This window comes from Thioalkalivibrio sp. AKL7 (genome assembly GCF_000381705.1).
Lineage (GTDB): Bacteria > Pseudomonadota > Gammaproteobacteria > Ectothiorhodospirales > Ectothiorhodospiraceae > Thioalkalivibrio > Thioalkalivibrio versutus.
On sequence record NZ_KB906952.1, the window covers coordinates 67649 to 92235 of the forward strand.

The following is a 24587-nucleotide window of genomic DNA, read 5'->3' on the forward strand; positions in this document are numbered from 1 at the left end:
CTGTCACACGGCCTGCGGTGCCACCCCACGCCGGCGCGCGATCACTTGACGCACCACTAGCTTCTCCAGCTCCACGATCACGAACACCGCCAGCCCGAATGCCAGGATGCGCGCCCAGTCGTCCGCACCGATGGCGGTGGTCCCGAACAGCGTGTGCATCAGCGGGACATAGGTAAACGCCAGCTGCAGCACCACCAGCACCCCGATCGCCAGCCACATCGCGCGCGAGCGGAACAGCTCCCCGCCCGGTAGCACCGGCTGGTGGATCAGCCGCAGATTCAGCAGGTAAAACGCCTGCCCGGCCACCAGAGTGTTGATCGCCACCGTGCGCGCGACTTCGTCGGCGACCCCGGCAAGACTCTCCATGTAGACAAAGTGACCGAAGGTGCCGACCCACAGCAGCAAGGCAACGAACGGGATGCGCCACAGCAGGAAGCCGGACAGCAACGGGGCATTCGGCGCGCGGGGCGGGCGCTGCATCACCCCCGGCTCGGCGCGCTCGAAGGCCAGCGCCATCGCCAGCGTGACCGAGGTCACCATGTTGACCCACAGCACCTGCACCGGGGTCAGCGGCAGGGCCAGGCCCATCAGGATGGCCATCATGATGGTCAGCGACTGCCCGGCGTTGGTCGGCAGCATGTGCAGGATGGCCTTGCGGATGTTGTCGTAGACCGTGCGGCCCTCCTCGACTGCGTGGGCGATGGACGCGAAGTTGTCGTCCGCCAGCACCATCTCCGAGGCCTCCTTGGCCGCTTCGGTACCCTTCCCGCCCATGGCCACGCCCACATCCGCGCGCTTCAGCGCCGGGGCGTCGTTTACCCCATCGCCGGTCATGGCGACGATCCGTCCGCCCGTCTGCAGCGCCTTCACCAGACGCAGCTTGTGCTCCGGCGAGGTCCGCGCGAAGACATCCGTGCGCTCCGCGATCTCCGCCAGCGCGGCATCGTCCAGCGCATCCAGCTCGTGACCGGCGCGTGCCTCGGCCTCCCGCCCCAGGCCCAGCTGCTCGCCGATCGCCCGCGCAGTGGCCAGGTGGTCCCCGGTGATCATCTTCACGTCGATCCCCGCCGCGCGACAGTCAGCCACCGCGCGGATGGCCTCCTCGCGCGGCGGGTCGATAATGCCCACCAGCGCCAGCAGGGTGAAGCCACCGGCCTCGACATCGTCAAAGCGCAGCTCGCCACCGTCCGCTTCGGCCTCGCGCACCGCGACCGCCAGCAGGCGCTGGCCGCGGGCCGCCACCGCCTCCATCGCCGCGTGCCAGTGATCCGGATCCAGCGCCTCGCGGGTCTCGCCATCCACCTGCTGCTCGCTGCAAAGCTCCAGTACGCGCTCGGGCGCGCCCTTCAGGAAGATCCACGCATGCCCCTCGTGGTCGTGGTGCAGGGTGGCCATGTAGCGATGATCCGACTCGAAGGGGATCACATCGGTGCGCGGCAACCGTTCGCCCTCCAGGTGCAGGTCGAGCCCAGCCTTGCGCGCCAGGGTAATCAGCGCGCCCTCGGTCGGGTCACCCTCCATCACCCAGTCGCCATCCTTCTCGTAAAGCCGGGCGTCGTTGCACAACAGACCCGCGCGCAGCACCTCGCTCAAGAGCGGGTCGTCATCCGGGTCGATGTCCCGCTCGTCCTCGGAGAACTGACCCTGCGGCGCGTAACCCACGCCACTGACGAGGATCTCGCGGGTGGCCGTACGCAGCGTCTGGGCGGTCATCTCGTTGCGCGTGAGCGTGCCGGTCTTGTCGGAACAGATCGTGGAGACCGAACCCAGGGTCTCCACCGCCGGCAGGCGGCGGATAATGGCATTGCACCGCGCCATCTTCTGCACCCCGATGGCCAGGGCAATGGTCATGATCGCTGGCAATCCCTCGGGGATGGTGGACACCGCCAGGCTGGCCGCAGCCAGAAACATCTCGTCCAGCGGATAGCTGCGCACCCAGTAGCCGAAGGCAAAGGTGGCCAGCGCAAGCACCACGATCACCGCGGCCAGCCAGTGGCCGAACTGCTCCATCTGGCGCACCAGCGGCGTCTCCAGCCCCTCGACTTCGCCGAGCATGGTGGAGATACGCCCGATCTCGGTATGCTCACCGGACGCCACCACTACGCCCATACCGCGGCCAAAGGCGACCAGCGTGCCGGAGAAGGCCATCCCGCGGCGATCCCCCAGGTCCGCCTCCGGCTCTACCGCGGCGGCGTCCTTCTCCACCGCCACCGACTCACCCGTCAGCACGGCCTCTTCCAGGCGCAGATTCTTGGTCTCGAACAGGCGCAGGTCCGCGGGTACCCGGTCCCCGGCCTGCAGGTACACGATGTCCCCCGGGACCAGCTGCTCCGCGGGGATCTCGCGCCGCTCGCCGCCGCGCGCCACCAGCGCGCGCGGGGAGAGCATGCGGCGGATGGCGTCCAGGGCCTTCTCCGCCTTGCCCTCCTGGACGAACCCGATCAGCGTGTTGATCAGGACCACGGCCAGGATCACACCGGTATCCACCCAGTGACCCAGCAGCGCCGTCCCCAGCGCGGCTACCAGCAGGATGTAGATCAGGACATTGTGGAAATGGCGCAGGAAGCGCCGGAGAACACCCGCCCGTTCGGGCGGACGCAACTGATTGGGGCCGTAGTGCGCCAGGCGCTCCTCGGCCTGTACGGCCGTCAGCCCCTCGCGCGAGGTCCCCCAGTGTTCGAACGCGGCATCCGCGTTCTGGCTGTGCCATGCCGGGACATCGCGATCCGCACGGGGGGACTGGGGGTCGGAAACTTCGGCCATGGGCAACCCATTCGCGTGTCAGCGTTGCCCTATCGTCCCCCGGCACCCGGGGGACGGCAAGCCCCAGGGAAACCCTGATCGGTGTATCCCTGGATGCCTGCCTGTCGCCTCGGCGAACGGATCAGAACTGCATCCCGACCTTGCCCATCACGCGCATGTTGTCGGCATCCGCGCGGCGGCCGTCGAAACGGTCGTTCTCGGTGAACTGGTAGCGCGCCTCCAGCCCCAGGAACCACTGGCGATCCAGCTGGTACTTCAGGCTGCCGCCCACCTGGGCCGCCCACAGGCCGTTCGTCTCGTCGTCCAGTTCGGCCCGCACGTAACCAATGCCCGGACCGAAGCCCAGCGACAGACGTTCGTTCGGCTCGAACATCCAGTGGCTGTTGATCTCGGCGCTGGTCATCTTCAGTGGGTCGTCGCTGTAGCGGCTCACGCTGAAGTGATGACGCAGCACCCCGGTGGCTGGCTGAAACAACTGGCAGTTGGCACCGATCTCGACCCCATAGGCCGCATCGGAACTGGCATCGGAGAGGTCCGGAGAAACCACCCCGCCCAGCAGGGCCACGCTGGGCTCCATGCCGCGCTCGACCGCGCTGGCCTGCGCGAACGGCACCAGCACCAATGCACCCAGGGCCAACATCGACATCGTCTTCTTGTGCTGCATCGCACACCTCCTGATCGACATGAATAAGCAGACGCTAATGGTAGACCAGCATGGCGTGATCTTCATCACGCGCTCACGGAACGCGTGGCCCGGAATGGAATTTTCCTCCCCGCAGTTGCATCTCTCAGCCGAAGCTCGACCCCGGAAGGGTTTTCCTGATCCCTGAAAAATTCAGGGGAACCCTCGGCGGCCGAAGACCTCGAAGGGGGTGAACCCGCCCAACCCGGAAAGGGCGAAGTTCGCTGTTCCAAGCAACAAGAAGACCCATCCACTCAGAAGCAAACGGAGGACCTCATGTCCGACCAACCGAATGCAAACCGTCGAAAGTTCCTGCGTCAGGCATCCGCGGCCGTGGCGGCCATCCCGGTGATCAGTCTGGCTGGGATGTCCACGGCCAAGGCCGACAACCCCAAGGCCGAGGACGGCCACCGCCACGACTACGTGAACAATGCAGCAGACGCTGCCGGTCACGAGGACTACTCGGAAGGCGAGAAGTGCAAGAACTGCGCCTTCTGGGGCGGCGGCGACGCCGAATGGGGCCAGTGCTTCCACGCCGACTTCCAGGGTGTTCAGGTGAACGCCTCTGGCTGGTGTGACGAGTACGTCGGGGCCTGATCCTGACACCTCTGTCCGGCCCGGGTATCCGGGCCGGACGCTGGCCTCCCGCAGCACTCCCCCGCTGCGACTTGCATCCCCGCCGCACCACCCCGCAAGCTAGACCCTCAATTCCGTAAACCGGCCTCACTCTTGCCGAACGTGGCCGAAAGGAATGTGCGTGCCTGACCACTCATCCCGGCCGTCTCGCCGCATCGCCTCCGGCGACCCACGCCCCGACTCGCGAGTCGGCCGCTGATGGACCCCTCGCCCGCCGCTTTCACCATCCTCTACCTGGTCTACGGCCTGGCGTTCTTCTCGCTGGGTGTGGTCGCCCTGATCCTGCCGCGGGGCGATGGCACGCTGCCATTTGCCCGGCATTTCTGGCTCCTGGCCCTGTTCGGTCTGGTCCATGGCACCTACGAATTCCTGCAGGCCGCAGGCCTGCACTATCCGCCCGCCCGGGACCTGTGGCTCAACGCCACCTGGCAACTGCTCTCCTATGTGCCGCTGCTGGAGTTCGGACGGCGCGCCCTGATCGCCAGCCATACGCGCATCCGCCTGGATGCCCTGTGGCTGTACCCGGTCATCGTTGCCGGGCTGCTGCTCGTCATCGGGATGGCGGAGGATCCGGGCCGCGGCCTCGCCAATGGCGGGCGCTACCTGGTCGGCGTCCCCGGCGCACTGCTCGTCGGCCTGGCCTTCTGGTTCCTGCTGCGGCGCCCCGCCCTGCGCGCCCCGCAACCCGGCGATCATGGCCGCCACTATCCGGCCGTAGCCACCCTCGCACTGACCTTCCTCGGCTATGCCCTGCTGACCCCGTTCCCGGGGATCGTCGATCCGGGGCTTCCCGGCTGGCTGCCAACCTATGGCGACTTCCTCGAGGCGACCGGGCTGCCGGTACAGCTGTTGCGCATGTTCACGGCCCTCCTCGCCGGCATCGCATTGATGAGCCTGACCCGCACCCTGGGCACCCAGCAGGGCAACGACCTGCTGCGCATCCTCGACACCCTCAACGGCTTCGTCTATCGCTGCCGCAACAACCCGACCTGGGACGTGATCAATGCCGAGGGCGCACTCGAGGAATTCACCGGATACCGGCGCGGGGATTTTGTCGAGGGCGGCATGACGTTCGGCGACCTGGTCCATCCGGATGATCGCGAACGGGTATGGCGCGAGGTCTCGGAGGGCCTTCAGCGCTCCGGTCAGTTTCAGATCCAGTGGCGCATGATGCGGCAGGATGGGGGCGTATGCTGGGTCTTCGAGCGTGGGGCCGGCACCTACGACGACCGGGGCCGGCTTCGGTACATCCAGGGCCACGTGATCGATGCCGACGAACTGGTCACCACCAGCGAGAGCCTGCGCGCCAAGACCGACGAACTGGAGGCCTTTCGGTCCACCCTCGATCTGACCCTGGACGCGGTCTTCCTGTTCGATGTCGAGACCCTGCGCTTCATCTACGTGAACCAGGGGGCGGTGGACCAGACCGGCATCCCGCGCGAGGAACTGCTGACCCTGCACCCCTTTGATATCAAGCCGGACTTCCCGGAAGGCCGCTTTCGTCAGCTGATCGAGCCGCTGCGCCGGGGCATACGCGACCAGCTCCGCTTCGATACCAGCCACCGGCATCGCGACGGCTTCGATGTGCCGGTCGAAATCTCCCTGCAGCTGGTCGCACCCCGCGGCGAGACGGCCCGGTATGTGGCGATCTCGCACGACATCACCCAGCGCAAGCGCAACGAAGAGGCGCTGCTGCAGGCCCTGGCCGAGCTGGAGACCTCGCGCGACGAACAATCCCGCCTGCTGGAACTGACCCAGCGCGAACAGGGGCGCATGGCCGCCCTGCTCTCCGCGATGAGCATCGGCATCCTGTTCGAGGACCGCGAAGGGCGAGTGGAATACGTGAACCCGGCCTTCCGCCGGATGTGGGCCATCGACAACCAACTGGAATTGGTGGGACGGGCCTCACGCGAGGTGCTGGAGCACTCCACCCACCGCTTCGCCCGGCCGGACCACGCCTCGCGCCATGTGCTGCACGTGCTGGACACCCACGAGATCAGCGAACGCTTCGAGGTCGACCTGTACGACGGGCGCATCCTGACTCAGGTCTCCTACCCGGTGCACGATACCGACGAGCGCACCATCGGCCGCCTGTGGCTGTACGAGGACGTGACCCACGAGCGCCAGACCGCCCAGCAGCTGGTCTATCTGGCCGAGCATGATGCCCTGACCGGGCTCTACAACCGCCATCACTTCCAGAAGCACCTGGAACACATGATCCACAGCGAACGCCGCCGCAACGGCCGCTTTGCCCTGCTGTATTTCGATCTCGACGAATTCAAGACCATCAATGACACCTTCGGCCACCGCGCCGGAGACACCGTGCTGGTACGCGCCGCCGGCGAGATCGCGGCACTGGTGCGCAGCCAGGACATCTTCGCCCGCCTGGGCGGCGACGAGTTCGCGATCCTGGTCGACCGCGAATCGGATCAGGAACCGATCGAGCTGGCCGAACGCGTCGGTCGCGCGATCGCCTCGATCCCGTTCCGCTTCCGCGGCCAGAACTACCGGCTCACCGCCAGCATCGGCATCGCCCATTACCCCGAGCACGGTGACAACGTCGAAGATCTGGTGGCCCACGCGGACACCGCGATGTACCAGGCCAAGGACCTGGGCAAGAACACCTGGGCGGTATTCGACCGCAGCCGCAACACCGCCGAGCACATGCTGGAGCGGATGTCCTGGAGCCAGCGCATCGCCTCGGCCCTGGAACTGGGTCATCTGGAGCTGCACTACCAGGGGATCTACGCCATCGATGACGGCCACCTGCACCACCTGGAGGCCCTGGTGCGCATGCGCGACCCGACCAAACCCGACGAGATCGCCATGCCCGGCCAGTTCATCCCGATCGCGGAGAAGACCGGCCAGATCCTGGATATCGACCGCTGGGTGATCCGCGAGAGCATCGCCCGCCTGGCCGGCGACCCGACGATCGCCGGCATCGCGATCAACATCTCCGGGCGCAGCTTCGACGAACCCAGCCTTCCGCAGTACATCGCCCAGCAGCTGGAACAGCATGCGGTCGAACCCCGCCGGCTGATCATCGAGCTGACCGAGACCGCCGCGGTGTCCGAGATGCAGGACGCCCAGCGCTTCATCGAGGCGCTGCAGCACACCGGCTGCACGGTGTGCCTGGACGACTTCGGCTCCGGCTTCTCCACCTTCGCCTATCTCAAGTACCTGGGCGTGCAGATCCTCAAGATCGACGGCATGTTTGTGCGCGACCTGCCCAACAACCGCGACAACCAGGCCTTCATCCGCGCGATGGTCGATGTCGCCCGCGGTCTCGACAAACGCACCGTCGCCGAGTGCGTGGAAGACGGCCCGACCCTCGCGATGCTGGCCGAACTGGGCGTGGACATGGCGCAGGGCTATCACCTGCACCGGCCATCCCTGGAGATCCCCCGCGAACGGAGCGACACGGAATAGGCCCAGCGTTCCTTTCCGGAAAGCGGCTCAGTCCATCACTTCGACACACACTCAACGAGCTCCGCCCCACCCCCCTCGAAACGAAAGCCGACGGCATCCGTCGCGACCCGGAACTCGCCTTCCGCCTGTATCCAGCCCTGTTCCAGGACGCTCGCGTCAACCCGCTCGAACAGCCGCTGCAGCGCCAACGCAGTGGCACCCCGGGCCGCGTATTCCAGGCCGTGGCGCTCCCATCCGGCACGGGCCGCATCCGCCAGTCTCCAGCCGGTCTCGACGAACCCGGCAATCCACAGCGCGCGCAGCACCCCGTCACCCCACTGCTGGCGCAACTGCGCCATCCCGGAACGCGTATCCGCGGCGGCCTCCACCGTCGCGACCAGCGATGCGGGCAACAGCTCGCGCCAGTCATCGCTCTCGAAAGCGCCTGGCATCAAATCCTCGTCGATAATCTGAACGAAGTCCGGGACCGGGTCGGAACCCGTGCGCTGCGCCAGCTGGATCAATGCCCCGGCCTCGTCGCGATAACCGGACAGGGCAAACCCGCACAAGTGATGGTCCACGATGTCGTGCACGAACACCGACGTCGGGATGCGCTCGCCGGCGAAGGGCGTCGCCGCGATCACGTCCGCGCCGCGTCCTGGCAGATCCAGCTTCCAGCCACGCACCCCAAAGCCATCCGCCCAGGATTCGGCGTAGTGCACCGGGATGGCCACGCCACCCTCGTCCCCATCCTGCAGACCTCGTTCGCGCGTCATTGGCTCCTCTCCGTTCAAGGTGTCGTCCTTGCACTTTACCGACCGGTCAACTAGTGTGCAAAGACATGGAAGCCAACACACCCAACGACACCCGCGGTGCAAGCCGCGAAGCCCTGCTGCAGGCCGCCCGCGACCTCATCGTCACGCGCAGCTACGCCTCCGTCGGCATCGCCGAGATCTGCGCGCAGGCGGGCGTGCGCAAGGGCAGTCTGTACCACTTCTTCCCCGGGAAGGAGGCGCTCACCCTGGCGATGCTGGACGCGCTCTACGCGGACTTCGAGCGCGACGTGCTGATCCCCGGGCTGTCGGGCGCCAACGGGCTCCGCGCTCGCATCGACGCGTTCGTCCACGCGATCCATGCCTTCGAGGCGCGGATGCAGTCGGAATCCGGACAGCTGCCTGGCTGCCCCTTCGGCAACCTGGCGGTGGAGATGGGCACCCACAACCCGGCCCTGCGCCAGGCGATCCGGAAGCACCTGGATGCGGTCACCGCACATTTTCGCGCCGTGCTGGACGCGGCCGTACAGAACGGCGAGCTTCCGCCCGAAACCGACACCGCTGCCGCCGCCGAACAGTGGCTGGCGCTGATGGAAGGGATCCTGGTGATGGCCAAGGCCGACCAGGATCCGGCCACGATCCTGCGCCTGGGCCCCGCGCTCGGGGCGCTCCTGCTCAACCCGACCCCGGAGGTCCACCATGAGCGATGAACACTTCCCCCTGCATGACGCCGCCAGCGCCCCCGCCGCGAAGCCGGCCTTCGAGCAGGCCGAGCAGACCTTCGGCATGGTCCCCAACCTGATCCGCAAGATGGCCAGTGCGCCAGCCCTGGCGGAGGCCTATCTGTCCCTCAATACCCTGCTGCAGCAGACCTCCATGAGCCCGACCGAGCAGTGCACCCTGCTGCTGACGGTCAGCCGCTATCACGAATGCGACTACTGCATGGCCGCGCACAGCATGACCGGCCGCATGACCGGCGTTCCGGACGGCGTGGTCGATGCGCTGCGCGAGGACCGGCCGATCGAGGACCCGAAGCTGGAGGCACTGCGCCAGTTCACCCGCGCCATGATCGAACAGCGTGGCTGGGTCGACGAGGCCACCCAGCAGGCCTTCCTGGACGCCGGCTACACGCATCCACAGATGCTGGAGGTGATCCTGGCGATCGGCCTGAAGACCCTGTCCAACTACACCAACCACATCGCCGGCACCCCGGTTGACGAGCCCATGGCCGGCGAGCGCTGGACGGCACCGGGCGCATAACCGCGCCGTCCCAACGTCCCCGAAGGAGAAACCCACATGAGCGAAGAAACCGCCGATCTTGTTGTCATCATGATCACCGGGCCGGAGAACAAGCGCCGTCTGCCGTCGGCCTTCTTTCTGGCGGCCACCGCCGCCGCAAGCGAACAGAACGTCATCATGTACTTCACCGGGCCGGCCACGGAACTGCTGAAAACCGGCGTCGCCGAGAACATCCATCCCATGGAGGGCGGCAAGAGCATCGCCGACTTCATGAAGAACGCCATGGACAACGGCGTCCAGATGATGGGCTGCCGGCAATCGCTTGAGCTGAACGGAATGGATGAATCGGATCTGGCCTACCCGGACCTCCCCTTGCTTACGCCCTCGCAGGCCTTGCCTTCGCTGGGGTCGGCCGGCAAAGTCCTGACCTGGTAATCACACGAGGGGCCGCACCGGTGGCCCCTCTCCGACCGGAGGCGTACAGGGGCGTGCCGGACCATCGCAAGCGCATCCTCCTGCTGTCCGCCTATCGCGCCGACAGCCACGCGGCCTGGGCGGACTGGTTAACCAGCACCTTCGATGCGTTCGACTGGCAGCTACTGGAATTGCCGGGGCGCCACTTCCGTTGGCGCATCCGCGGCAACCCGATCTCCTGGCTGGACGAACTGGCGACCACGGAAGCCGACGCAGTCATCGCCACCTCGATGGTGGATCTCGCCACCCTGCGCGGACTCCAGCCCCACCTCGCCGCCCTGCCCACGCTCTACTATGTGCACGAGAACCAGTTTGCCTATCCGCTGGGCCCGCAACAGGTGGATTCGGTAGACCCGCAGATGGTGCAGATCTATGCGGCGCTGGCCGCGGACCGCATCGCCTTCAACTCGGCGTTCAACCGCGACTCGTTCCTGGAAGGGATGGCGACCCTGCTCGGACGCATGCCGGATGCGGTACCTCCCGGGATACGGGACCGACTGACGCAGCGCAGCGCGATCCTCCCGGTGCCGATCCAGCCAACGGCCGTGACCGGCGGCACTCGCGATCCGGGCCTGATCCTCTGGAATCACCGCTGGGAATACGACAAGGCCCCGGAGGTCTTTACCGAGGCCATGCTGACGCTGGCCGGGTCAGGCGTGGATTTCCGTCTTGCCCTGCTGGGGCCGCGGCCGGCGAACGCCCCCGAACCCCTGCAAAAGCTGCGCGAGGCCCTGGGGAACCGGATCATCGCCGATGGCAAGCTGCCCCGCGGCGAATACGACGCGTTACTGGGCCGCGCAGGGATCGTCGTCAGTACCGCCCGGCACGAGTTCCAGGGCTTGGCGGTGCTGGAGGCCAGCGCCGCTGGTGCCACACCGCTGGTCCCGGATGCCCTGGCCTACCGCGAACAATACCCCGATGCCTGTCGCTACCCGCAAGGCGATGTAGACACGCTGACGGAGCGCCTGCAGGCATGGCTGCAACAAGGGCCCCCGCCCGCACCCGACGTCCGCGCGTGGACGCCGGGGCGATTGGAGCCGGACTGGAAAGGGATGCTGGACGACCTCGTTATGGGCGACCGCAAGGGATCACGGGTCAATCGCGGCTGACGACGACCCGATCCGACATCTCGTCCTCGGCCACGAACACCGGGCGGATCACGTCGCGGTAATTGCGGATGCGCTGCACGTAGTACACCGGCTGATACCCGCGCGCATAGCCGTAGCGCAGATCCTTGTAATAACGCTCCTCGGTCAGTAGCGGCAGGATCTCGCGCATGTCGGCCCAGCGATCCGGGTCCCGTCCCAGCTCGCGCGCCAGGCGGCGCGCATCCAGCAGGTGGCCCCGGCCGATGTTGTAGGCCGCCAGCGCCAGGTAGGTACGATCCGGTTCGACGATGTCATCCGGCAGCAACCCGTGCTGACGCTGCAGGTAGCGGGCCCCGCCGTCGATGCTCTCCACCGGGTCCAGGCGATCCACGCCCAGCGACTCGGCGGTGCGACGGGTCAGCATCATCAGCCCGCGCACACCCGTCGGGCTGCGCGCCTCCGGATCCCAGTGCGACTCCTGATAGGCCAGTGCAGCCAGCAGATCCGCGGGCAGATCCGTGCGCTCGGCCGCCTCCTCGAAGTGGGGATGGTACTGGGGCAGGCGATCCTCTATGCGCCGGTTCAGCGCGCGCAGGTCGACGAAGTCGAACTGGTTGATGTAGGCGTAATAGCGCTCGTCCACGAGGTCGCGCAGCTCGCGGCCACCGGCGCCCTGCATCCAGGTCGCGGCCAGCTCGGCGAGCTCGGCGTGTTCCGGATCGACATACCACCCCAGCGCGCGCGGCGCGGACAGATCGAAGGCGATGTCGAGATGCGGGAAGGAGCGGCGGTTGTAGCGCACGATGTGCGAATCAGCCACGGTGCAGCCAATCTCCTGCCGGGCGACCTGCGCCATCAGGCGCTCGGTGCCGATCTCGCGCACCTCGAACTCGACCGATTCCGGCAGCGCCTCCTCCAGGGTTTCGACGTAGCTGCTGCCGGCCGAGACGACCAGATCGACGCCCTCCAGCTCGTCCGTCGAACCCGGCAGGCCGGACAAGTCGCGATGGCAGACCACCTGCTCGCTCACCTCCATGTAGTGCGGACCGCGGCGAAAGCGCTCGTCACGCGACGGCAGATGGGTCAGACCCGCTGCCGCCATGTGCGCCGCGCCGGATTCGAGCGACTCGAGGACACCGGAAACCGAGTCGGCCATGACCCATTCCACCTTCCAGCCATGCGCCAGGGCAAAGCCTTCGACCAGGTCGTGCTCGGTGCCGGATGTCTCCAGATGCTGGTCAAAGTACCAGGTGGTGGGTGCGTTGCGGGTCACCACGCGCAGCGTCCCGGTCTCCTCCACGGAGGCCAGGCGATCGCCCGCAGCCGCGTTGGAAACCATCGTTCCGGATTGCCCGTTCTCCGAACCACACCCGGCCAGTAACGCCAGCAGGGCCGCCGGGATCAATGCCCGGAAGGCTCGCCCACAGCGCGCGGAGCGAGTGACCCGTCCCTTGCGCTTCGATTCTTCGGTCATACCGGTTTCCTTCCCGTCGGCAGCCGGCGTCAAACGCCAACCGATTCCATGACGGATCCATGAATGTCCGATACCGAGACTAGGGTTTTGCGGAATGGTTCTCAAAAATACCCACACTCGAGGGGTTGCAGAATCACCAAGTATCCGTTCACGGATGTTCGGCTCACCCGTGCCGGTGGGCACAAGGGCGACACGCCCTGTACAGTCGAAGTCCGGCCCATCGCCGAGCGAACGACCGCGGCCCGGAACAAGACCCAAGGCCCCGCCAAACCCAGCGGGCATCCTTGAGGCCCAGGGCGACACTGATCAACAACTCGAGCGCGGGCGTGCGAATTGATCGGTGACGCCCAGGGGGAACACCTCGACATCCGCACGATCCAATCGCCCGTCACTTGCCAGGAGCGCAACAACATGCCCGTGGAATCCCTTCTCCTCCTCCTGCTCATCGGCGGCATTGCCGGCTGGCTCGCAGGCCTGCTGGTACACGGGTCCGGGCAGGGCATCCTGCTGAATATCGTGGTTGGCGTGATCGGCGCCTTCCTCGGCGGCTGGCTGTTCACCCAGCTCGGGGTGCAGGCAGGCGGACTGATCGGCAGCCTTGCCGCCGCCACCGTGGGCGCCGTGCTGCTGCTCGGTCTGCTTCGCTTGATCCGAAAGGCCTGATCCACCCGATCCAAGGAGTTCTCATGATCCAGATCCTCGGCATCATCCTGCTGGTTGGCGGCCTGATCGCCGCCCTGGTCGGTGTTCAGGACGCCTTCGGCATGCGCGAGCGCGCGGCGCGGCTGTTCCTTGGCCGCTTCACCCGGCGCACCCTCGCGCTGCTTATCGGTGGCGGCGTGGCCGCGCTGATCGGCCTGATCCTGATGACCTCGAAAATGTGATGCGGTTGGCGTGATCTTCCCGAGGCGGTAGGGTCCGCCTCGGGGGAGCCTGCGACCGACACCGGACGCGGCATCGCTGCGGCCCCCTGGAACAAAAAACGAGGGGAGACCGCATGACTCTGACACCGTCGCGCCGCCTGGCGCTCTCGATCGCCGTTAGCTCCGCCCTGTTTGCCGCCCCCGCAACCCTGATGGCCGCCGGCTTCTACATCCAGACGCAGGGCGCGTCCGGCCTCGGCCGGGCCCATGCGGGGGATGTCGCCGTCGCCTCAAATGCCTCCACCATCTACTTCAACCCGGCCGGCATGACCCGCCTGAAGGGCAACGAACTCCAGGCCGGTGTGCATCTGCTGATGCCCAACTCCGAGGTCAATCAGCGCAGCACCCAGATCCCCGGGCGCGACAGCAGCAACCCCTACGACCCGACCCCGGTGCCCAACCTGTACTGGGCACAGCAGTACTCCGACCGAGTCTGGCTGGGCTTCGGCCTCAGCGCCCCGTTCGGCCTGAAGAATGAGTACAACGACGACTTCTTCGCCCGCTACGACTCACTGGAATCCGACCTGCGCGTGCTCAATCTGCAACCGAGCATCGCGTTCGAGCTGACCGACCGGATCTCCATCGGCGGCGGCCTCGACCTGCAGTACGCCGATGCCACCCTGCGCAGCGCGACACCGGACCCGGCCGGTCTCAATCCGGACACCGACGGGAAATTCGAACTCGAGGGCGACAACTGGGATGTCGGCTTCAACATCGGGATGCTGTTCGACCTGAGCGATGCGACCCGCCTGGGCATCCATTACCGTGAAGGCGTCACCCATACCCTCCAGGGCACAGCCACCGCGACGCTATCGACAAACGACCCCCTACGCGCCCAAGTAGGCGACACCATCGTTCAAGGTGGCCAGGCCGACCTGAAGCTGCCCGATATCGCCTCGATCGGCATTCGTCATCGCTTCAGCGATCGCTGGACGGGCCTGGCCCAGTACACCTGGTTCAACTGGTCGAACTTCGACGAGATCCGGATTCAGTTGCCCCAGGGCAACGAGCAGGTGCTGGAACAGAACTACCGCAACAGCTACGCCCTGGCGGTGGGGGCCGAGTACGCGATGAACCCGCGCTGGACCCTGCGTGGCGGCATCCAGTACGACCAGACCCCGACGCAGACCAACGGGCGCGGCACGCGCACCCCGGATGGCGACCGCACCTGGTTCTCCTTCGGCGCCAGCTACGCCCGCAGCGAGCGCTTCACCTTCGACCTGGGCTACAGCTACATCCACATCGCCAGCGAGGATCTCGACATCACGCGCAGCTTTAACGGGACCGACATCAACATGCAGGGGACGACCAAGGGTCACGTGCACGTCCTGTCGGCCGCCATGCGCTACCACTTCTAGCGCCGAATCCGGGGCCGGGCATACGCCCCGCCCCGTTCATCACCGCTCCAGCTCCACTTCGCAGGCCGCCGCCAGGGCGCGCCGGTCGGCGTCACTCAGATCGCGCCGCCCGGCGTTGGCCTCGCCCAGGATCGCGTGCATCACCGCGGCCGGGTCGTCCACGTGCTCGATCCCCAGGGCGTGCCCCAGCTCGTGCGCCAGCGTCAGGCGCAGCTCGTCCGCGTCACTGGCCTTGAACACGGTGATGGAGCGCCGCGCGCCCTGCTGCTCGTAGACCGCCATGTCGAAGGCACCGGTCGCGCCGATCTCGCGGTTCAGTTCCGCGACCCGTTCGTTGAAGCCATCGATCTGGCCCTCGAGGTCGCGGATCTCGCGGTTGAGCTCGTCGCGCCGACGCTCCAGCGTGCGGCGGCGCTGCTCCAGGTCGTCCCGCGCCGCATCCAGCGCCCGGCGCTGCCGTTCCAGCCGCTCGCGGTTCCCCGCGCTGTGCGCCATGCGTCCGGCATTCCAGGCGGCCACTGCCTCTTCGTACTCGCGCTGGCGCGCCTGAAGGTCCTCCAGGCGCCGCTGGTAGCCCGCGGCATCCGCCGCCAGCGCCGAGTGACGGTGATCCAGACGCTCCTCGCGCTCGGCGATCCCCCGCTTGAGCCGGTCCAGCTCCGCGCGCGCCCGGTCGCGGCTCTCGGCACCCGCCTGGCGCTCGTCGAACACCAGCCGGACCGGCATGCCCTCGCCCTCGCGCTGACGGAAAAGTGTTTCCGGCGTCTGCCCGTCCCACATGCTCACGGCCGCATCCAGGGCCGCCTGCACCGCGTCACGCTCCAGCCGGAAGCGCGGGTCCACAGCCTCCAGATGCAGGGTGATGGGCACCTCGCAGCGCGGCGCGGCCAAGTGCGCATGCCCCGCGGAGCCGCCCGACAATTGCCCCTCCTGCCACAGGACACCGCCCAGCGCGAGCGCCCCGACACCGCCGACCAGCCATAACGGTATTGCCATTACAGTTCCTCCCTCGCACACACCCAAGGTACCAGCCAGCGGGCACCGCCACCCGCGTTTGCCCCGTCATGACGCGCCAGGCACCATTGAACCCATTCGATACCCCCGATTCAGGAGACTGCCATGCTGCGCACCCTTCTTGCCGCCCTGCCGCTCGTTGCCCTGCCGCTCGTCGTCCAGGCCGAGACCCCGAACATCCAGCCCGGTCTCTGGGAAAACCAGACCACCATGATCATGGAAGGCATGGGCGGCATGCCGGACCAGACCGAGACCAGCACCGAGTGCGTCACCCAGGAAGACATCGACCGCGGCGAGAACATCATAGAAGCGCCGGAAGGCTGCACCCTGGACCAGATGGACATGACGGCCGACCGCATGGACTACACCATGAGCTGCCCCGGCCCGCAGGGCGGACGCATGCAGATGGACGGCAGCATGCGCTTCATGGGTGACCGCGCCGAGGGCGAAATGACCAGCGAGATGGACACCCCCATGGGCCCGATGAACGTGCGCATGGAGATGCGCAGCCAGCGCATCGGCGACTGCTGACCCCCCGTATTCACCACGGAGGTCACAGAGGGCACGGAGAAGAAGAACGATCTGGAAAGAGCCACAAGTACGGGGCGCGACTTGCGTCGCTTCAGCCCCCGGACTTTTCTTCGTGCCTTCGTGGTCGTTAAGCCCTGCGCCAGAGAAGGATCTGATTGTTGGCCGGCAGGTCGATGACCGCCGCGGGCTCGAGGCCGGCGGCCGTGGCGAGGGCATCCAGGTCGGCGCGGTCGCGCACGCCCATGCCCGGATCTTGCGCCCGCAGCATCTGGTCGAACCGGGCGTTGGATTCGGCAGTATGCGAACCGTCGTGGGCAAACGGGCCGTACAGCGCGAACAGCCCACCCGGCGCCAGTACCCGGGCCACGCCGGCAAACAGCGCCTCCACCGCCGGCCAGTGCATGATATGCACGGTATTCGCGCTGTAGACGTACTCGAACGGTCCCTCCGGCCAGGCATCCCGCAGCACGTCCAGTTCCAGCGGGGGCCGCAGATTGGGCAGGGCCGCGTCGCGTCGCCAGGCCTCCACGCCCGGCAGGTTCTCTGCCACGTCACTGGGATACCAGTCGAGATGCGGCAAAGCCGCGGCGAAATGCGCCGCGTGCTGCCCGGTGCCGGCGCCGATCTCCAGCACCCGTCCATGCGCAAGGAACTGCTCGCGCAGCTGGGCCAGGATCGGCGCGCGGTTTTGATCCGCGGCCGGGGCATAGGGCTTGTCGGAGGTCATCGCAGCGATCCGTTCACGGGGGACAAGGCGGTATTCTGGACGCCCCGCAACCGCACTGCCATGATCGGGACACACCCTATTTCCAGGCTGCCCTGATGACACCCCGCTTCCGGTTGTTCCTGCCCGCCCTGCTCGTCCTGTTGCTGGTCATGGGCGGCGAGGCGCTGGCCCGCGACATGGCGACCGACCCGGAGCGCCTGCTGCCGGTCGAACTGGCCACCGTCGGGGTGGATGCCGGCTCCGGCACGCCCATCGCCCTGTTGCGACACCCGGCGTCCGGCGAGGTGGTCCCGATCGTGATCGGGACCGACCAGGCCCGCGCGATCCTGCTGGCCATGCACGACATAACACTGTCGCGCCCGCAGACCCACGACCTGATGATCAACCTGCTGGAGCAGATGGATGCACGCCTGGAACGGGTGATCATTGACGGCCTGGAGAACGGTACCTATCTCGGCTGGCTGGAGGTACGGATCGCCGGCGAGGCCGAACCCCGGTTGATCGACACCCGCCCCAGCGACGGGCTCGCCCTGGCGGTACGCAGCGGGGCCGCCATCCATGTCGCGCCGGAAATCCTGGAGGCCGATGTCACCTTCGACTACACCCCGCCGGGCGAGGACGAGGTCGTCACCGCCCTCGGCATCACCGTTGTGGAGGCCCGCAACGACCTGCGCGAAGCCCTGCAACTGCCGGACGAATCCGGCGTGCTGGTCAGCCGTGCCGCGGGCCGCGCCGCCGCCGCGGGCCTGACCCACGGCGCCCTGATTCTGAAAGTGAACGGGCGCACGCCCACCACCCCGATGGACTTCCTCGAGGCGATCTCCGCCACACCGGAGGGCGAGCCAGCCGAAATCCGCTACTGGCTGGATGGCGAGACCCGCAGTATCACGCTGCCCACGGACGTCCCCGAGATCGAGGAGTCCGACGACGCCCTGACCGTCTGAGCAGAGCCGGAACGGACGCGGGTCAGTCCCGCGGCGGAAGCCGCGGGCGCAGCCAGTCGAGCGTGGCGGTGGTTGCCGGATCGTGCTCGCCGGCGGTCGCGCCGGGCGCCAGATCCTCAAGCACCTGACCGGCCAGCTGCTTGCCCAGCTCCACCCCCCACTGATCGAAGGCATTGATCCCCCACAGCGTGGCCAGCACGTAGATCTTGTGCTCGAACAGCGCGATCAACGCGCCCAGCGTGGCCGGATCCAGGCGTTCCAGCAGAATCAGCGTGCTCGGCCGATTGCCGGGGAAGGTCCGGTGCGGCGCCAGCGCATCAATCGCCTCCGGCGACTGCCCGGCCGCCGCCATCTCGGCGCGCACCGCGGCCTCGTCCTTGCCCATCGCCAGCGCCTCGGCCTGCGCCACCAGGTTGGCCAGCAGCAACGGGTGCTGCGCCGGCAGGTCGTGCTCGGGACGGGCCACGCCGATGAATTCGGCCGGGATGAAGCGCGTGCCCTGGTGGAGCAACTGGAAGAAGGCGTGCTGACCATCGGTGCCCACCGCACCCCAGACCACCGCGCCGGTTGCATCCGTCACGACCTGCCCGTCCAGCCCCACGCGCTTGCCCAGGCTCTCCATCTCCGCCTGCTGCAGGTACGGCGGCAGCAGCGACAGGCGTTCGTCGTAGGGCAGTACCGCGCGCGACTGTGCCCCCAGCAGGTTCTGGTTCCACAAATCCACCAACGCCATGCGCACTGCGGCATTGCTGGAGACCGGCGTCTGGCGCACGTGTTCGTCCATGGCATGGGCCCCGCCGAGAAACGCACGGAAGCCGTCCATGCCGAGGAGCAGCGCCACCGGCAACCCGATGGTGGACCACACGGAATAGCGCCCCCCGACCCAGTCCCAGAAGCCGAACATGTTGTCCGGGTCGATACCGAACTCCGTTACCCGATCGCGCGCGGTGGAGACCGCCACGAAGTGGCGCGCGACGGCCGTGTCGTCCGGCGCATGCCGCAGCAGCCAGGCGCGGGCCGCACGGGCGTTGGTCAGGGTCTCCTGGGTGCCGAAGGTCTTCGATGCGACGATGAACAGCGTGGTTTCCGGATCGGCCTCGCGCAGCACGGCGGAGAGCGCCGCGCCATCCACGTTGGAGACGAACTGCACGGTCAGCGGCACGCCGTCGGCCGGCGCCTGTGCATGCGGCGCAAGCGCCCGGCAGACCATGCGCGGCCCGAGGTCGGAGCCGCCGATGCCGATATTCACCACGCGACGGATCGGACGCCCGCTGTAGCCACGGTGGGCCCCGTCGTGGATCCGCCGCACGAACGTCTCGACCCGGTCGAGCTGCGCATGCACCTGCGGAACCACGTCCGCGCCATCCACTTCACAGTGGGCGTCGCGCGGCAGGCGCAGGGCCGTGTGCAGGGCCGCCCGTCCCTCGGTGGTATTGACCCGCTCGCCGGCAAACAGCGCGCGCACCGCCTCCGATACCTCACAGGCCGCAGCGCGCTCGTACAGGGCATCCCAGGCCGCACCGTCCAGGCGCTGGCGCGTCCAGTCCAGGCGCAACCCGGCGACCTCCTGTACGTCCCGTTGCACGCGATCCGGATCGCGCGCGAACAGCTCGCGCAGGGGCTCGTCCGCCAGCCGTCGGGCCTCGACCCGCAAGGCACTCTCCATCACCGCACCCATTCCTGCCGTCATCCTGTTTCCTCGATTGTCCCAAGCCCAGAGTGCCGCCCCGGCCCCTGCGTTACAATTAATAGAAAGTCATCCGGCGCGGCCGGTTCCGCACTTAGGGGTTTTTTGCATGCGCATCCTGTTCGCCAGCAGCGAGGCCTACGGTCTGGTCAAGACCGGGGGTCTCGCCGATGTCAGCGCCAGCCTGCCCGCCGCCCTGCGCCGGCGGCGCCAGGATGCCCGTCTGGTGCTACCCGGCTACCCCGAGGCCTGTCGCAACCTGGTGGATGCCACCCCGCGCCCGGGTCCGGACGGCGCCCCCTGGCAGATCATCGAGGGCCGACTGCCCGGGACCCGGCTCCCGGTCTACCTGATCGACTGGCCAGAATACTTCCAGCGCGCCGGCAACCCCTACAGCGCCAGCAACGGCATGGACTGGCCGGACAACGCCCAGCGCTTTGCCGGTTTCGCCCGCGCCATCGTGGCGCTGGCGCGGGACGAGGCCGGGCTGGACTGGGCGCCGGAACTGATTCACCTGAACGACTGGCAGACCGGTCTCGTGCCTCTGCTGCTGGATCCGGAGCGCACCGGCGTCGAACGCCCGCGGACGGTGTTCACCATCCACAATCTGGCCTACCAAGGCCTGTTCCCGGCGAGCACCGTGCAGGATCTGAACCTGCCCGCGGACCTGTGGCACCCGGAGGCCCTCGAATTTCACGACCAGCTTTCGTTCATGAAGGCGGCCCTGATCTTCGCCGACGCGATCACCACCGTCTCGCCCACCTACGCCCGCGAGATCCAGGAACCGGCCCACGGCATGGGTCTGGACGGCGTATTACGCGCCCGCAGCGCCGACCTGCACGGCATCCTCAACGGGGTCGACTACAGCGACTGGGATCCGGCGCGCGACCGCCACATCGCCGCGCGCTACAGCGCCGAGGACCTCGCGGGCAAGGCCGCCAACAAGGCGGCATTGCAGACCCGCATGGGCCTGGAGACCAACCCGGAGACCCCGCTGCTGGGCCATGTCGGCCGCATGGTCGAGCAAAAGGGTGTCGATCTGCTGCATGCCGCCTGCACGCCGCTGCTGGAGGCTGGGCGCATCCAGCTGGCGCTGGTCGGCTCCGGCCAGAAGGACCTGGAACACGCCACCGGCGCCCTCGCCCGCGCTTACCCCGGCCAGGTCGGCGTGCACATCAGCTACGACGAGCCGCTGGCCCACCAGATCGAGGCCGGGTCCGACCTGTTCCTGATGCCGTCGCGCTTCGAGCCCTGCGGGCTCAACCAGCTCTACAGCCTGCGCTACGGCACCCCGCCGGTGGTCCACGCCACCGGCGGTCTGGCCGACACCGTGGTGGATGCCACGCCGGAAAATCTGGAGGCGGGCACCGCCACCGGTTTCAGCTTCACCCCGGACAGCGTCGCCGCCCTCGGCGCCGCCCTGGAGCGCGCCCTGGCGCTGTATACCGCGCGCGGCGACGGCCACTGGGAACAGCTGATGCACAACGGCATGGCGCGCGACTTCGGCTGGACCGCCAGCGCCGATGCCTATCTCGCCCTGTACCGCGAACAGCTTCCGCGCCGCAGCCGGCGTGCGAAGGCGGCATCTGCGCTATAATCGCGTCCTTTTCGCGACCTCCCGAACCCCAACCGGCAAGCCCAGGCAGCGGCGATCGTCGTCCTGCGCGCACAGGCCCGATATGACTCGAAGCGATCAACACGACCGATTCCTCCCCAAGGACAAGGAACTGCGCGCCCGCGTGCGCCTATTCGGGGAACTCCTGGGCAACGTGATTCACGACCTGGAAGGCCAGGCCGTGTTCGACGCGGTGGAGAAGCTGCGCCGTGGCTTCGTCAGCCTGCGCAAGGACGAGGATCCGGACCTGCGCCGCCAGCTGATGGCCGACATCACGCACTTCGACGCCTCGCTGACCGAGCGCGTGATCCGCGCCTTCAGCATCTACTTCAGCCTGGTCAACATCGCCGAGGAAGACCTGTTCTACCGCTGGCGCCGCGCCCAGGTCTCCAGCGGCGAGCCGCTGTGGACCGGCTCCTTCGACCAGACCCTGCGCGAGCTGCATGGCGAAGGCGTCACCGCCGAGGAGCTGGAGCGCCTGCTCAACGAGCTGCACTACCAGCCGGTGTTCACCGCCCACCCCACCGAGGCCCGCCGCCGGACCACGATGGAGAACCAGCGCCGCGTGTTCGAGACCGCCGACCGGCTGAACCAGCCGGGGCTGGGCGAGGAAGAGCGCCGCCTGATCACCGAGGAACTGGAGACCCAGATCCAGATCCTCTGGCGCACCAACGAGGTGCGGGTGAAAAAGCCGCAGGTTCAGGACGAGATCAAGTACGGCCTGTTCTATTTCGAGGAGAGCCTGTTCGAGGCCATCCCGCAGTCCTACCGCTTCCTCGAGAAGGCCATCCGCCGGATCTACGGCGTCAACCCGGACGGCAGCCTGCCGGTACGCATCCCGGCCTTCCTGCACTTTGGCTCCTGGATCGGCGGCGACCGCGACGGCAACCCGAACGTGACCCCCGAGGTCACGGAGCTGTCCTGCCGCCTGGCAATGGAACAGGTCCTGCGCGAGTACCTCAAGCGGGTCAACCACCTGCGCAACGTGCTGACTCACTCGTCCTTCATGTGCCAGCCGTCGCAGGCATTCCTCGACAGCCTGGACGCCGACTCCAATATCGCCAACGCGGTGTTCCAGGGCGCCTCCGACCGCTTCGAGAGCGAGCCCTACCGGCGCAAGCTCTACATCATGCGCTACCGTCTGCGCGAGACCCTGGACACCGTGGTGCGCCGGGTCCGCGGCGAGGCCGCCGTGCTGCCGACCAACAGCGCCTATGCCGACGCCCAGGCCTTCCTGAACGACCTCAAGCTGATCCGCGACTCGCTGGTCAGCCATGGTGATCGCAACATCGCCAGCGGCGCGCTGACCGACTTGATCCGCCTGGTCGAGACCTTCGGCTTTCACCTGCACCACCTGGACGTGCGCCAGGAGTCCACCGTCCACTCCGACGCGATCGCGGAACTGCTGGGCCAGTTGGCACCGGACACCGACTACGCCGCGCTGGACGAGACCGGCCGCCAGCAGGCGCTGAGCGAACTGATCGCCTTGGAGAACCTGCCCGAGGTGGACCGCAAGGCCCTGGGCGAGAGCACCCGCGAGACCCTGCGCGTGTTCGAGGTGATCCAGAGCATGCGCCGCGAGGTCGGTCCGGACGGCATCGGCACCTACGTGATCTCCATGACCCACGCCGCCTCGCATGTGCTGGAGGTCCTGCTGCTGGGCCGTCTGGCAGGTCTCGCGGGCAACGACGAAGAAGGCAACCCGTTCTGCCATCTGCGCATCTCGCCGCTGTTCGAGACCATCGAGGACCTGCTGCATGTCGAGGACGTCCTCGAGGGCCTGCTGTCCAACCCGGTATATGCACAACTGCTGGCCGCCTCCGGCAACATCCAGGACGTCATGCTCGGCTACTCTGATTCCTGCAAGGACGGCGGCATCCTCGCCTCCAGCTGGAACCTCTACGAGGCACAGAAGAAGATCGTCGGCATTACCGATCGCTTCGGTGTGCGCTGCCAGCTGTTCCACGGCCGCGGCGGCACCGTCGGGCGCGGCGGCGGCCCGACCCACGAGTCCATCCTCGCCCAGCCCCCGGCCACGGTGCAGGGCCGGATCAAGTTCACCGAACAGGGCGAGGTACTGTCGTACAAGTACTCCAACGTGGAGACCGCGGTGTACGAGCTGGGCATGGGTGCGACCGGCGTCATGCTCGCCTCGCGCAGCCTGATCCGGCCGCCGCGCAAGGATCGCGACGACTACCGCGCCACCATGCACGAGCTCGCGCAGGCTGGCGAGGATGCCTACCGCGAGCTGATCGACCGCACCGAACGCGTGCTCGATTACTTCTACGAGATCACCCCGGTTCAGGAGATCGGCTTCCTGAATATCGGCTCGCGGCCGTCGCACCGGCGCAAGACCGATCGCTCCAAGAGCTCGATCCGCGCGATCCCCTGGGTCTTCGGCTGGGCCCAGGCGCGCCACACCCTGCCCGCCTGGTACGGCATCGGCACCGCGCTGGAACAGTGGCGCGGCGACGACCCCGAACGCCTGGCCCAGTTGCAGCGCATGTACCAGGAGTGGCCGTTCTTCCGCTCGTTGCTGTCCAACTGCCAGATGGCCCTGACCAAGGCCGACATGCGCACCGCCGCGGAGTACGCCCGCCTGTGCAGCGACCCGGAACTGGCCGAGCGCATCTACGTCCTGGTGCGCGAGGAACACAGCCGCACGGTCACCGAAGTGCTGCGCGTGGCACAACTGGACCGACTGATGGACGAGACGCCCCTGCTGGCGCGTTCGCTGCAACGGCGCAACCCGTACCTGGACCCGCTCAACAGCATCCAGATTCACCTGCTGCGCGAGTCTCGCCAGTTCGACGCCGAGGCCGACGACGACGCCGACGAAAACCCGTGGCTGTCGCCCCTGCTGCGCTCGATCAACGCGATCGCCGCAGGCATGCGCAACACCGGTTAGGGAGAGGCTGATCACGGGCCGCCCGAGCCGGTGGTCCGCGATCGTCATCCTGCTAGAATCACGCCATGCGCCTGCTGCTGCTCATCGTCGCCATCGTCGCCGTGTTCCTTGCGGTGCGCACCCTCGTGCGCTCCACCAGCAACCGCAAGCAGGTCCGCCAGGATGAACGGCCCGAACGTCTGAAAGAGGGCGGCGCGGTGATCCGCTGCGCCTTCTGCGGCGTGCACGTGCCGGAGGCCGAGGCCTACCGCGACGGCGACCGCCTCTACTGCTCGCCGCAGCACGCCGAGGTCGACCGCAACCGCTCGGACGCCGACTCCCGCACCGAAGACGACTGACCCTC

Annotated in this window: 21 protein-coding genes; 14 read left to right on the forward strand and 7 right to left on the reverse strand. The window is 67.5% G+C overall.

Annotated features, from left to right (window positions below):
• Positions 1 to 3 precede the first annotated feature (3 nt).
• Positions 4 to 2763, reverse strand: a complete 2760-nt coding sequence (locus G315_RS0110130) for a cation-transporting P-type ATPase (RefSeq protein WP_019612462.1) — start codon at positions 2761 to 2763, stop codon at positions 4 to 6.
• Between the two features lie 121 nt (positions 2764 to 2884).
• Positions 2885 to 3427 carry an outer membrane beta-barrel protein gene (locus tag G315_RS0110135; RefSeq protein WP_018146314.1) on the reverse strand — a complete coding sequence of 181 codons (543 nt, stop codon included), beginning with the start codon at positions 3425 to 3427 and terminating at the stop codon, positions 2885 to 2887.
• A gap of 294 nt (positions 3428 to 3721) precedes the next feature.
• Between G315_RS0110135 and G315_RS0110140 the strand changes: the two genes are divergently transcribed.
• Both G315_RS0110140 and G315_RS0110145 read left to right on the forward strand, forming a co-directional pair.
• Positions 3722 to 4042, forward strand: coding sequence for a high-potential iron-sulfur protein (locus G315_RS0110140; RefSeq protein ID WP_018146315.1), 321 nt, complete (start codon positions 3722 to 3724; stop codon positions 4040 to 4042).
• Positions 4043 to 4279: 237 nt separating this feature from the next.
• Positions 4280 to 7510 (forward strand): EAL domain-containing protein, encoded by a 3231-nt coding sequence (locus tag G315_RS0110145; protein WP_019612463.1) that lies wholly within the window; start codon positions 4280 to 4282, stop codon positions 7508 to 7510.
• Positions 7511 to 7545: 35 nt separating this feature from the next.
• Here the strand turns inward: G315_RS0110145 and G315_RS0110150 are convergent, their stop codons facing one another.
• Positions 7546 to 8265: a hypothetical protein gene (locus G315_RS0110150; RefSeq protein WP_019612464.1), complete on the reverse strand. Its 720-nt coding sequence runs from the start codon at positions 8263 to 8265 to the stop codon at positions 7546 to 7548.
• A gap of 65 nt (positions 8266 to 8330) precedes the next feature.
• Between G315_RS0110150 and G315_RS0110155 the strand changes: the two genes are divergently transcribed.
• The 4 genes from G315_RS0110155 to G315_RS0110170 are packed head-to-tail and all read left to right on the forward strand — an operon-like array spanning position 8331 to position 11084.
• Complete coding sequence (locus tag G315_RS0110155) at positions 8331 to 8972, forward strand: TetR/AcrR family transcriptional regulator (protein ID WP_019612465.1); 642 nt, start codon at positions 8331 to 8333, stop codon at positions 8970 to 8972.
• Positions 8962 to 9522, forward strand: a complete 561-nt coding sequence (locus tag G315_RS0110160; RefSeq protein WP_019612466.1) for a carboxymuconolactone decarboxylase family protein — start codon at positions 8962 to 8964, stop codon at positions 9520 to 9522. Before G315_RS0110155 ends, G315_RS0110160 begins: the two co-directional genes overlap by 11 nt.
• Positions 9523 to 9558: 36 nt before the next feature.
• Positions 9559 to 9936, forward strand: coding sequence for a DsrE family protein (locus G315_RS0110165; RefSeq protein WP_018176524.1), 378 nt, complete (start codon positions 9559 to 9561; stop codon positions 9934 to 9936).
• A 53-nt stretch (positions 9937 to 9989) separates the two neighbouring features.
• Positions 9990 to 11084, forward strand: a complete 1095-nt coding sequence (locus G315_RS0110170) for a DUF3524 domain-containing protein (RefSeq protein WP_019612467.1) — start codon at positions 9990 to 9992, stop codon at positions 11082 to 11084.
• On the opposite strand, the gene mltF is transcribed toward G315_RS0110170, so the two are convergent.
• Positions 11071 to 12537, reverse strand: coding sequence for a membrane-bound lytic murein transglycosylase MltF (gene mltF, locus G315_RS0110175; RefSeq protein WP_018146322.1), 1467 nt, complete (start codon positions 12535 to 12537; stop codon positions 11071 to 11073). The two genes, G315_RS0110170 and mltF, sit on opposite strands and share 14 nt — an antisense overlap.
• Positions 12538 to 12948: 411 nt before the next feature.
• Between mltF and G315_RS0110180 the strand changes: the two genes are divergently transcribed.
• The 3 genes from G315_RS0110180 to G315_RS0110190 all read left to right on the forward strand — a co-directional run bounded on the left by G315_RS0110180 (position 12949) and on the right by G315_RS0110190 (position 14818).
• The gene (locus G315_RS0110180; protein WP_026182156.1) at positions 12949 to 13200 is read left to right on the forward strand and encodes a GlsB/YeaQ/YmgE family stress response membrane protein; all 252 of its coding nucleotides are present in this window, start codon (positions 12949 to 12951) and stop codon (positions 13198 to 13200) included.
• Positions 13201 to 13223: 23 nt separating this feature from the next.
• Positions 13224 to 13421, forward strand: a complete 198-nt coding sequence (locus G315_RS0110185; RefSeq protein WP_018146324.1) for a DUF3185 family protein — start codon at positions 13224 to 13226, stop codon at positions 13419 to 13421.
• Positions 13422 to 13534: 113 nt separating this feature from the next.
• On the forward strand, positions 13535 to 14818 hold the full coding sequence (locus G315_RS0110190; RefSeq protein ID WP_018146325.1) for an OmpP1/FadL family transporter: 1284 nt from the start codon (positions 13535 to 13537) through the stop codon (positions 14816 to 14818).
• 39 nt (positions 14819 to 14857) lie between these two features.
• On the opposite strand, the gene G315_RS0110195 is transcribed toward G315_RS0110190, so the two are convergent.
• Positions 14858 to 15814 (reverse strand): matrixin family metalloprotease, encoded by a 957-nt coding sequence (locus G315_RS0110195; RefSeq protein ID WP_018146326.1) that lies wholly within the window; start codon positions 15812 to 15814, stop codon positions 14858 to 14860.
• A gap of 123 nt (positions 15815 to 15937) precedes the next feature.
• Between G315_RS0110195 and G315_RS0110200 the strand changes: the two genes are divergently transcribed.
• The gene (locus G315_RS0110200) at positions 15938 to 16363 is read left to right on the forward strand and encodes a DUF3617 family protein (protein ID WP_018146327.1); all 426 of its coding nucleotides are present in this window, start codon (positions 15938 to 15940) and stop codon (positions 16361 to 16363) included.
• 127 nt (positions 16364 to 16490) lie between these two features.
• On the opposite strand, the gene G315_RS0110205 is transcribed toward G315_RS0110200, so the two are convergent.
• Positions 16491 to 17090: a DUF938 domain-containing protein gene (locus G315_RS0110205; RefSeq protein WP_018146328.1), complete on the reverse strand. Its 600-nt coding sequence runs from the start codon at positions 17088 to 17090 to the stop codon at positions 16491 to 16493.
• A gap of 95 nt (positions 17091 to 17185) precedes the next feature.
• On the opposite strand from G315_RS0110205, the gene G315_RS0110210 reads away from it, so the two are divergent.
• Positions 17186 to 18034 (forward strand): bifunctional nuclease domain-containing protein, encoded by an 849-nt coding sequence (locus G315_RS0110210; protein WP_019612468.1) that lies wholly within the window; start codon positions 17186 to 17188, stop codon positions 18032 to 18034.
• Positions 18035 to 18056: 22 nt separating this feature from the next.
• Here the strand turns inward: G315_RS0110210 and pgi are convergent, their stop codons facing one another.
• Entirely contained in the window at positions 18057 to 19700 is a 1644-nt protein-coding gene (pgi, locus tag G315_RS0110215) for a glucose-6-phosphate isomerase (RefSeq protein WP_026338871.1), read from the reverse strand.
• Positions 19701 to 19830: 130 nt separating this feature from the next.
• Here pgi and glgA point away from each other — a divergent pair, with 130 nt between their 5' ends.
• The 3 genes from glgA to G315_RS0110230 all read left to right on the forward strand — a co-directional run bounded on the left by glgA (position 19831) and on the right by G315_RS0110230 (position 24582).
• On the forward strand, positions 19831 to 21318 hold the full coding sequence (gene glgA, locus G315_RS0110220; protein ID WP_019612470.1) for a glycogen synthase GlgA: 1488 nt from the start codon (positions 19831 to 19833) through the stop codon (positions 21316 to 21318).
• A gap of 82 nt (positions 21319 to 21400) precedes the next feature.
• The gene (gene ppc / locus G315_RS0110225; RefSeq protein ID WP_019612471.1) at positions 21401 to 24244 is read left to right on the forward strand and encodes a phosphoenolpyruvate carboxylase; all 2844 of its coding nucleotides are present in this window, start codon (positions 21401 to 21403) and stop codon (positions 24242 to 24244) included.
• Positions 24245 to 24309: 65 nt separating this feature from the next.
• Complete coding sequence (locus tag G315_RS0110230) at positions 24310 to 24582, forward strand: PP0621 family protein (protein ID WP_018168003.1); 273 nt, start codon at positions 24310 to 24312, stop codon at positions 24580 to 24582.
• The last annotated feature ends 5 nt before the right edge of the window (positions 24583 to 24587 follow it).